Origin of the sequence: Variovorax dokdonensis (assembly GCF_030316895.1) — a bacterium.
GTDB classification, from domain to species: domain Bacteria; phylum Pseudomonadota; class Gammaproteobacteria; order Burkholderiales; family Burkholderiaceae_C; genus Variovorax; species Variovorax dokdonensis.
Map to the genome: position 1 here is coordinate 565,504 of NZ_JASZYV010000001.1, position 9,873 is coordinate 575,376.

Genomic DNA, 9,873 nt, shown 5'->3' on the forward strand with positions numbered 1-9,873 from the left:
GTTCCAGAGAACGCATTCATAGGACTGCCGATGGTTGCAGCCCGTCAAGGAGACGAAATGGACGTACAGCAAGAGCAGTTGCAATCGTGGGTCGGACGCAGCGAGCGCGTCGAAGACACCATCTATCCCACCCCCGTCGCCGCGCTGACCGCGACGCTGGACCATCCGGCGGCGCCGATTGCCGAAGGCAGCGTGCTTCCGCCGCTTTGGCATTGGCTCTATTTCCTGCCGCTGCATCGGCAAAGCGAGATTGGCGCGGACGGCCATGCCAAGCGCGGCGGCTTCCTGCCGCCGGTGCCGCTGCCGCGCCGCATGTGGGCTGGCAGCCAGTTCGAATTCCGTTCCCCGATCCGCGTCGGCGACCGCGTGGCGCGGACCTCGACCATCGACGACGTCACGATCAAGGAGGGCCGGACCGGCAAGCTCGTGTTCGTCAAGGTGCGCCATGAAGTGCGCTGCAACGATGCCGCCGAGCCGGCGCTGGTCGAGTTCCACGACATCGTCTACCGGGAGGCGCAAGGCCCGAACGACGTCGCGCCGCCTCCGCAGGCCGCGCCGGCCGACGCGAGCTGGCGCCGCCAGATCGTGCCCGACGACGTGCTGCTGTTCCGCTACTCCGCGCTCACCTTCAACGGCCACCGCATCCACTACGACCGCCAGTACGTGACGCAGGTCGAGGGCTATCCGGGCCTGGTCGTGCACGGACCGCTGATCGCCACGCTCCTGATGGACCTATTGCGCCGCCAGTTGCCTGATGCGGAGGTGGCGAGCTTTCGGTTCAAGGCCGTTCGCCCCACCTTCGACCTGAACGCCTTCCACGTCAACGGCGAGCCGCAGGCCGACGGCAAGAGCATTCGCCTCTGGGCATCCGACCATGAGGGCTGGCTGACGATGGACGCCACCGCCGTGCTTCGCTGATCCACGCAGCGGCTCAAACCGAAACGCACCCCCGGAACCCTCGCGCCGCGTAGTAGGACTCGGCTCCGTTGTGATACACGAACACTTGACCGTAGCGGCGGTCGCAGAACAGGGCGCCGCCGAGCTTGCGCACTTCGGGCGGCGTGGCCACCCAGCTGGAGGTCTTGAGGTCGAATTCGCCGAACTGCTGGAGCTGGCGGTATTGCGCCTCGGTCAGCAGCGCGACGCCCATGTCGCTGGCCATCTGCATCGCGCTGCCCGCAGGCTTGTTCTGCTTGCGTGACTGCAAGGCTTGGTCGTCGTAGCACAGGCTCCTGCGCTCCATCGGGCTTTCGGCGGCGCAATCGCAGAAGACGAGGGCCTTGCCCTTGGCCGCATTGCCGATCACATCGGGCTCACCGCCGGTCTTCTCCATCTGGTGGATCGCCTCGAGCTTGTCGGGCGCGGCGCGCAGTCGAGCTTCCACATCCGCCCAGTCGGCGCCCTCGTGCCGTTGCATGTTCTGCTCGAAACGCAGCTTCAGTGTCCCGATGAGCGCATCGCGTTGATCTGCCTTCATGCCGTCAAGCCTCCTGTTTTGCCCATACACAAAAGTCGATCATGCCGCGCCAATGTCTGGATGGTGTAGTCCTGTTCCTACGCGCGCCGACGCGTGTCCGACACGCAGACGGCGCATAGAGAGGTTTCAAGCACCGCACATCAGGAATAGAACGGAGGGGTGTCCACGCCATACCTCCTCAAGCCCCATCCTGGACCGAAATTTGGCGAGACCGACGCCTACCTGTTTCGTCAGGGTACACATGCACGCCTGTTTGCCAGCCTGGGTTGCCAGCTTCGTGATGGCGACTCCACGGGGGCAGACTTTGCCGTGTGGGCGCCCAATGCCACCTCGGTGAGCGTCATCGGCGACTGGAACGACTGGAACGCCGAGACCGACGAGATGGTCCAGGCCAGTGACGGCACCGGCATCTGGCAAGTCCATTCTCCGCACGTGCAACAAGGGCAGGCTTACAAGTACCGCATTCGCACCCGCCAGGGCGACGTGTTCGAGAAAGCCGACCCGGTCGCTTTCTTCAGCGAAAACGCGCCCGCCACGGCATCCCGCGCATGGTCGCTGCAGGGGCACACATGGAACGATCAGACGTGGATGGACGGCCGGGCGAAGGCCAACGCGCTCGATGCGCCGATGTCCATCTACGAAGTGCACGCCGGCTCGTGGCGCCGCAAGGATGGGCAGCCGCTCGGCTGGCGCGAACTCGCGCATGAATTGGCCGAATACGTCGTGGGGATGGGCTTCACGCATGTGGAGCTGATGCCGGTCACCGAGCACCCGTTCTACGGTTCGTGGGGCTACCAGACCACCGGTTACTTCGCGCCCACCGCACGCTACGGCACGCCGCAGGATTTCATGTATTTCGTGGACCACCTGCATCAGCGCGGCATCGGCGTGCTGCTCGACTGGGTGCCGTCGCACTTCCCGACCGACGCGCACGGACTGGCGAGCTTCGACGGCACGCACCTTTACGAGCACGCCGATCCGCGCCAGGGCTTCCATCCCGAATGGAACTCCGCCATCTTCAACTATGGACGTCACGAGGTCCGCAGCTTTCTCATCTCGTCCGCGCTGTTCTGGCTGGAGCACTACCACATCGACGGGCTGCGCGTGGATGCGGTGGCCTCGATGCTCTACCTCGACTACGCACGTGGCGCGGGCGAATGGATTCCCAACCGCGAAGGCGGTCGCGAGAACCTGGAGGCGATCGAGTTCCTGCAGGAGCTGAACCGCGCCGTCTATCGCCATTTTCCGGACGCCTTCACGGTGGCGGAAGAATCGACCGCCTGGCCGCGCGTGTCGCGGCCCATCGAGATGGGCGGGCTGGGCTTCGGCATGAAATGGAACATGGGCTGGATGCACGACAGCCTGTCGTACTTCCGGGACGACCCGATCTATCGCCGCTACCACCACGATCGCATCACCTTTTCGATCGTCTATGCGTTCTCCGAGAACTTCGTCCTGCCGCTGTCGCACGACGAAGTGGTCTACGGCAAGGGCTCGCTCATCGGCAAGATGCCCGGCGACGAGTGGCAGCAGTTTGCCAACTTGCGCGTGCTGCTCGCCTACATGTGGGCGCATCCGGGCAAGAAGCTGCTGTTCATGGGCGGCGAATTCGCGCAGCGCCGCGAGTGGACGCACGAGGGCGAACTGGAATGGTGGGTGACCGAGCAGTTGCCGCACCGAGGCATGCAGCACCTGGTGGGCGAGCTCAATCGGCTTCTTCGTGCCGAGCCGGCGCTGCATCAACTGGACTTCGATGCCGCGGGCTTCGAATGGGTGGACCCGAACGATCGCGAGACGGGCGTGGTCTCTTTCCTGCGCAAGTCGGCCGATGGCGAGTCGGTGCTGGTCGTGTGCAACATGACGCCCCAGCCTCGGCGCAACCATTTCCTGGGCGTGCCGAAGGGCGGGACCTGGCGCGAGATCCTCAACAGCGATGCGCAAAGTTTCGGCGGCGCTGGTTGGGGCAACCTGGGCGCGGTGCGGTCCGCACCCATGCCGTCGCATGGCAAGCCGCATGCGCTGTGCCTCACCCTGCCGCCGCTGGCGGTGCTCTACCTGAAGAGAGACACCGATGAATAAGGGCCTGACCTTCTTGCGGGACGCGATCAGCGGATCGCCCGCCCCAGCCGCACCCACCGACGTTTCGGCCACCAGAAAACGTGGTCCCCAGCCGGTAGACGGCACGCCAGGTCGCGCCCGCGCCGTGGTCGACGCGGTGCTGCCGGTCGTCGATGGCGGACGCTTTGCGGTCAAGCGCATTGCCGGCGAGCCCATCGAGATCGAGGCACACGTCTTCACCGACGGCCACGACGTGCCGCGCGTCATGCTCCAGTGGTGGAAGGAGGGCAGCAGCACGCGCCAGGAAATCCCCATGAAGCTGCGCTACAACGACGAGTGGCTGGCCAGCTTCGTCGCACCGGCGCCGGGCCGCTATGCCTATACCGTGGTCGCGTGGGTCGATGCCTTCGAATCGTGGCATCACGAACTGGAGCGCCGGGTCGACCCCGAGGACATCCGGATCGCTGCGCGCGTGGGCGCGCACGAGATCGAAGCCGCCGCGAAGCGTGCCGGAGACGGTGCGGATGCGCGAATGCTCTCCGCCTGGGCCCAGGCTCTGGAAGAGGGCGCGGCCGATCCCGAGATCGATGCCGACGTGCTCAAGGCCTTGGCGCTGGACGAACAAAGGTCGGACGCTGCGCGCCGTCATCCGGACCGCAGCCTGGAAGTGAGCTTCTCGGCGGACCTGCCGCTGACCGTCGAACGCAAGCGTGCGCGCTTCTCGGCGTGGTACGAGCTGTTTCCGCGCTCCGCCGGCGACACGCCGGGCCGGCACGGAACGCTGCGCGATGTGGCGGCGCGCCTGCCGCTCATTGCCTCGATGGGCTTCGACATCGTCTACCTGCCGCCCATCCATCCCATCGGCCGTGTGCAGCGCAAGGGACGGAACAACGCGCTCGGCGCCCAGCCTGGTGACGTGGGCAGCCCGTGGGCCATCGGCGCCGAGGAGGGCGGGCACAAGAGCATCCTGCCGGAGCTTGGCACCGCCGAAGACTTTCGCGCCCTGGTGGCCAGCGCCGCCGCCAATGGGTTGGAGCTGGCGATGGACATTGCCTTCCAGTGCGCGCCCGATCATCCCTACGTGCGCGATCATCCCGAGTGGTTTCGCTGGCGACCCGACGGCACCGTGCAATACGCCGAGAACCCGCCGAAGAAGTATCAGGACATCTATCCGTTCAACTTCGAGAGCGACGACTGGCAGGGCCTCTGGACCGAACTCAAGAGCGTGCTCGACCACTGGATCGCCGAGGGCGTGCATGTGTTCCGCGTCGACAACCCGCACACCAAGTCCTTCGCGTTCTGGGAATGGGTGGTGGGCGAGGTCAAGCGCGAACACCCGGACGTGATCTTCCTGGCCGAGGCTTTCACCCGCCCCAAGGTGATGCACCGGCTGGCCAAGCTGGGCTACACGCAGTCATACACCTACTTCACCTGGCGCAACACCAAGCAGGAGTTGACGCGCTACTTCACCGAGCTGACCGAGGCGCCCGGCGTCGACTACTTTCGCCCCAACGTCTGGCCCAACACGCCGGACATCCTGCACGAGGCGCTGCAGGGCGGCCATGCGGCCGTGTTCAAGAGCCGCCTGGTGCTGGCTGCGACCTTGGCCGCCACTTATGGCATCTACGGGCCTGCCTATGAACTGCTCGAACATCTGCCGCGCGGCCCCAGCAGCGAGGAATACCTCGATTCCGAGAAGTACCAATTGAGGAACTGGGACTGGAGCCCCGACGCCGGCCTGCGTCCGCTCATCACCCGCATCAACGAAATCCGGCGCGAGCATCCTGCCCTGCAGGCCAACCGCAGCCTGCGCTTCCTCGACGTCGAGAACGACCAGCTCATCGCTTACATGAAGCAGTCGGCCGACGGGCGCGACACGATCGTCACGGTGGTCAACCTCGATCCGCACAACGCCCAGTGGGGCTGGGTGGCGCTCGATCCGCACCTGCTCGACATCGAGCCCCAGGAGCCCTTCCAGATGCATGACCTGCTGACCGACCAGCGCTTCATCTGGCGCGGCAGCCATCACTACGTTCGGCTCGATCCGAACCTGCCGGCGCACGTGATGGCGCTGCGCCGCCGGGTGCGCGACGAGCGCGACTTCGACTACTACCTCTAAGGCCAGACATGAGCGCGCCGCTGCCCCGACTTGCCCTCGAGACCACCGAGATCGACACCGCCGGCGATCCGACCTGGTATCGCGACGCGGTCATCTACCAACTCAACGTCAAGGCCTTCTACGACTCCAACGGCGATGGCGTGGGCGACTTCAAGGGCGTGACCCAGAAGCTCGACTACGTGCGCGACCTGGGTGTCAACACCATCTGGCTGATGCCCTTCTATCCGTCGCCGCTGAGGGACGACGGCTACGACATCTCGGCCTACGAGGCGATCAACCCGCAGTACGGCACGCTCGACGACTTTCGCGAGATGCTGGAAGAGGCGCACAAGCGCGACCTGCGCGTCATCACCGAGCTGGTGATCAACCACACCTCGGACCAGCATCCGTGGTTTCAGGCGGCGCGGCAGGCGCCGCCGGGATCGCCGGAGCGCGACTTCTATGTGTGGAGCGACACCGACACGCTCTACTCGGGCACGCGGATCATCTTCACCGACACCGAGAAGTCCAACTGGACCTGGGACCCGGTGGCCAAGCAGTTCTTCTGGCACCGCTTCTTCAGCCACCAGCCGGATCTGAACTTCGACAACCCCGCGGTGCTTGAGGCGGTGTTCCGCGTCATGCGCTTCTGGCTGGACATGGGCGTGGACGGCTTCCGCCTGGACGCCATTCCCTACCTCGTGGAGCGCGACGGCACCACGAACGAGAACCTGCCCGAGACGCACGACGTCATCAAGAAGCTGCGCGCCGCCATCGACGCGAACTACACGGACAAGTTCCTGCTGGCCGAGGCCAACATGTGGCCCGAAGACGTGCGCGAGTACTTCGGCAATGGCGACGAATGCCACATGGCCTACCACTTCCCGCTCATGCCGCGCATGTACATGGCCATCGCGCAGGAGGACCGCGACCCGATCGTCGAGATCCTGCAGCAGACGCCCGACATTCCCGATGACTGCCAGTGGGCCATCTTCCTGCGCAACCACGACGAGTTGACGCTGGAGATGGTGACCAACCGCGAACGCGACTACATGTACACGACCTATGCGGCGGACCTGCAGGCGCGCATCAACCTGGGCATCCGGCGTCGGCTGGCGCCCTTGATGGAGAACGACAAGGACGCCATCCGCCTGATGAACGGCATGCTGCTGTCGATGCCCGGCTCGCCCATCATCTACTACGGCGACGAGCTGGGCATGGGCGACAACGTGTTCGTGGGCGACCGCAACGGCGTGCGCACGCCGATGCAGTGGAGCCCCGACCGCAACGCCGGCTTTTCGCGTGCCGACCCGCAGCGGCTGTACCTGCAGCCCATCATGGACGCCATGTACGGCTACGAGGCGATCAACGTCGAGGCCCAGCTGCGCGACAAGAGCTCGCTGCTGCACTGGACGCGCCGCATGCTCGCCACGCGCAAGACCAGCCGCGCTTTCGGGCGCGGGCGGCGCCATTTCCTCAAGCCGGGCAATCGCAAGATCCTGGCGTATATCAGCGAGCACGACGGCGACGTCATCCTGTCGGTGTTCAACCTCTCGCGCGCCGCGCAGCCGGTGGAACTCGACCTGTCGCCCTGGCAGGGGCGTGTGCCGGTCGAGATGCTGGGCCGCACCTCTTTCCCGCCGATCGGCGAACTGCCTTACCTGCTCACGTTGCCCTCGCGCGGCTTCTACTGGTTCCGCCTCGCCGACGAGGCGCCCTTGCCGACGTGGCACCAGGAAAGCGTGGGCCTGCGCGACCGGCCGGTGCTGGTGCTCTTCGACGGCTGGACCAGTCTGTTCCGCGATCAGGTCATGCCCTGGCGCATCGGCTTTGCCGACCGCCTGCGCCAGCAGTTCGAGGTCGACACGCTGCCGCCGCACATCCAGGTGCAGCGCTGGTATGCGACCAAGGGCTCTCCCATCGTGCGCGCGGCGCTGCGCGACAGTGCCATCTTCGAGGCCGACGGCCGGCAGTGGATGCTGCCGCTGCTCGATCTCGAAGGCCCGGCAGAGCCCGCCACCTACTTCATGCCGCTGGCCATTGCGTGGGAAGAGGGCGACGAGGAGGTCACCCGCAGCCTGGAGCGTGCCGCCATCGCCAAGATCCGGCAGCAGGCCAACGTGGGGCTGATGGGCGATGCCCTGTTCGACGAAGCCTTCTGCCGCGCCGTCGTGGCCGCCATCCTGTGGGGCCACAGCGTTCCGACGTCCGCGGGCAACATCCACTTCCGTGCCAGCACGCACGGCAGCAGGATCTCCGCGGAAGAGTTGGCGACGCTGCCAGTGGCGCCGCCGACGGCGCTGTCGAGCAACACGGTGGTGATGCTCAACGAGACGCTGTTCCTGAAGGTCTACCGGCAGATCCGCCCGGGCATCAATCCAGAGTTGGAGATGGGCCGCTTCCTGACCGAGGTGGCCGGCTTCACGCAAAGCGTGCCGGTGCTCGGCGCCATCGAGTACGAAGGCGCGGACGGCAGCCTCGGCACACTGGGCCTGCTGCAAGCCTATGTCCCCAACCAGGGCGACGGCTGGAGCTACACGCTCGATTACCTGGAGCGCTTCCTGGGCGAAATGCGGCAGGACGACAACCCGCCGCTGCCCGAGGTGCACGGTGCCTTTCTGGCGCTCATCCGCATCCTTGGCCAGCGCACGGCGCAGATGCACAACGCGTTGGCGATCCGTAGCGGCGACCCCGCCTTCGAGCCGGAAACGATGGAAGTGGAAGACCTGCAGGCGCTCGGCCGCGCAGTGCGCGAAGACCTGCAGTCGACCCTGGCGCTGCTGCGTGCCAACGTGGGCGAGTTGCCCGGTGCCTCGGCCGAAGACGTGCAGCGCCTGCTCGGCCGCGCCACTGGCATCGAGGCCATGCTCGACGCCATGCATTTCGATGCGCCGGTGAGCTACCGGTCGCGCTACCACGGGGACTATCACCTCGGCCAGGTGCTGGTGTCGCGCAACGACTTCTACATCATCGACTTCGAGGGCGAACCCGCCAGGCCCCTGGAAGAGCGGCGCGCCAAGCATTCGCCGCTGCGCGACGTGGCGGGCATGCTGCGCTCGTTCGACTATGCGCGCTGGAGCGCCTTGCGCCGCGCGGCCCAGAATGCCGACGAACTGGTGCGCTTGGGCGCCGCCGCCGCGCAGTGGCACGGCCAGGTGATCGACGCCTTCCTGGACGGCTACACCGGTGCGCTCTCGCCCCAATTGGGTGCGGTCGATCCGCGGCTCCTGTCGCTTTTCGAGATGGAAAAAGCGCTGTACGAACTGCGCTATGAAATCAACAATCGACCCGACTGGGTGACCGTGCCGCTGCAGGGCATCCTGACGCTGGCCGACCGTGCTTCGCGCTGATCAAAGAGAGTAGAGCCATCATGGACCAACTGTCGATCCACCTGGAACCACTGCGAGCATTCATGTTCCAGGTCGGCGCCTTCATTCCTCGCGTGCTGGTGGCCGCACTGATCGTGGTGGCGGGCTGGCTGATCGCCAAGGCGGTGCGCTTTGCCACCATCCGTGCGCTGCGCGCCATCAACTTCCACGTGCTCACCTCGCGCGCCGGTATCGACAGCTTCCTGCGCCAGGGCGGCATGGTCGCGGACACCAGCGCGCTGTTCGGAGTGCTGGCCTATTGGCTCATCATCCTGGCCTCGCTCATCGTGGCCTTCAACACGCTCGACCTGAGCTACGTCACCGACCTGCTCAGCCGCGTGATGTGGTTCGTCCCGAACGTGTTCGTGGCCCTGCTGATCCTGGCCTTCGGCGCCTACTTCGCCCGCTTCGTGGGCGATGCGGTCACCACCTACGGCCGAAATGCGGGCATGCAGGACGGCCTGCTGCTGGGCAAGGTGGCCCAGGGCGCGATCCTGCTGTTCGTGGTGCTGATCGCGCTCGACCAGTTGGGGGTGGGCGGCGCCATCGTGCGGCAGAGCTTCCTGATCGTTCTGGGTGGCGTGGTGTTCGCACTGGCACTGGCCTTCGGACTGGCCGGCAAGGACTGGGCGGCCGAGCGCATCGAGCATTGGTGGCCCACCAGTGGCGCAGTGCGGCGTGGCTCGGCGCCAGCACGTCCGCCGGGCTTGACGCCGGGTCAGGGCGTCGAGCCTGCAAGCATGCCGAGCGAGGTTCCGCCCTCGGCTGGCGCCACCGGCATGGCGCGCCCGCCGGGCGTGCGTCCGGGGCCATCGAGTGCCTGGCCGCATCGTTCCAACGATCCGCAGGATCGGGTGCATCCATGACCTTGC

At 66.1% G+C, this 9,873-nt stretch carries 6 protein-coding genes; 5 read left to right on the top strand and 1 reads right to left on the bottom strand.

The window, feature by feature from the left end; translation table 11 throughout:
* Positions 1-57 precede the first annotated feature (57 nt).
* The gene (locus QTH91_RS02590) at positions 58-918 is read left to right on the top strand and encodes an HTD2 family dehydratase (protein ID WP_286658472.1); all 861 of its coding nucleotides are present in this window, start codon (positions 58-60) and stop codon (positions 916-918) included.
* A gap of 13 nt (positions 919-931) precedes the next feature.
* Here QTH91_RS02590 and QTH91_RS02595 read toward each other — a convergent pair whose 3' ends face one another.
* Entirely contained in the window at positions 932-1,477 is a 546-nt protein-coding gene (locus QTH91_RS02595; RefSeq protein WP_286658473.1) for a DUF4256 domain-containing protein, read from the bottom strand.
* Between the two features lie 159 nt (positions 1,478-1,636).
* Between QTH91_RS02595 and glgB the strand changes: the two genes are divergently transcribed.
* The 4 genes from glgB to QTH91_RS02615 are packed head-to-tail and all read left to right on the top strand — an operon-like array spanning position 1,637 to position 9,867.
* The gene (gene glgB / locus QTH91_RS02600; protein WP_286658474.1) at positions 1,637-3,556 is read left to right on the top strand and encodes a 1,4-alpha-glucan branching protein GlgB; all 1,920 of its coding nucleotides are present in this window, start codon (positions 1,637-1,639) and stop codon (positions 3,554-3,556) included.
* Positions 3,549-5,654: an alpha-1,4-glucan--maltose-1-phosphate maltosyltransferase gene (locus QTH91_RS02605; RefSeq protein ID WP_286658475.1), complete on the top strand. Its 2,106-nt coding sequence runs from the start codon at positions 3,549-3,551 to the stop codon at positions 5,652-5,654. Before glgB ends, QTH91_RS02605 begins: the two co-directional genes overlap by 8 nt.
* Before the next feature lie 8 nt (positions 5,655-5,662).
* Positions 5,663-8,983, top strand: a complete 3,321-nt coding sequence (gene treS, locus QTH91_RS02610) for a maltose alpha-D-glucosyltransferase (protein ID WP_286658476.1) — start codon at positions 5,663-5,665, stop codon at positions 8,981-8,983.
* 20 nt (positions 8,984-9,003) lie between these two features.
* Positions 9,004-9,867: a mechanosensitive ion channel family protein gene (locus tag QTH91_RS02615; protein ID WP_286658477.1), complete on the top strand. Its 864-nt coding sequence runs from the start codon at positions 9,004-9,006 to the stop codon at positions 9,865-9,867.
* Positions 9,868-9,873: the final 6 nt, after the last annotated feature.

Bases quoted from the DNA above. Each gene is read 5' to 3' on its own strand.
- QTH91_RS02615 (WP_286658477.1), top strand. From the start codon at position 9,004: ATGGACCAACTGTCGATCCACCTGGAACCACTGCGAGCATTCATGTTC.
- QTH91_RS02590 (WP_286658472.1), top strand. From the start codon at position 58: ATGGACGTACAGCAAGAGCAGTTGCAATCGTGGGTCGGACGCAGCGAG.
- treS (WP_286658476.1), top strand. From the start codon at position 5,663: ATGAGCGCGCCGCTGCCCCGACTTGCCCTCGAGACCACCGAGATCGAC.
- QTH91_RS02605 (WP_286658475.1), top strand. From the start codon at position 3,549: ATGAATAAGGGCCTGACCTTCTTGCGGGACGCGATCAGCGGATCGCCC.
- QTH91_RS02595 (WP_286658473.1), bottom strand. From the start codon at position 1,477: ATGAAGGCAGATCAACGCGATGCGCTCATCGGGACACTGAAGCTGCGT.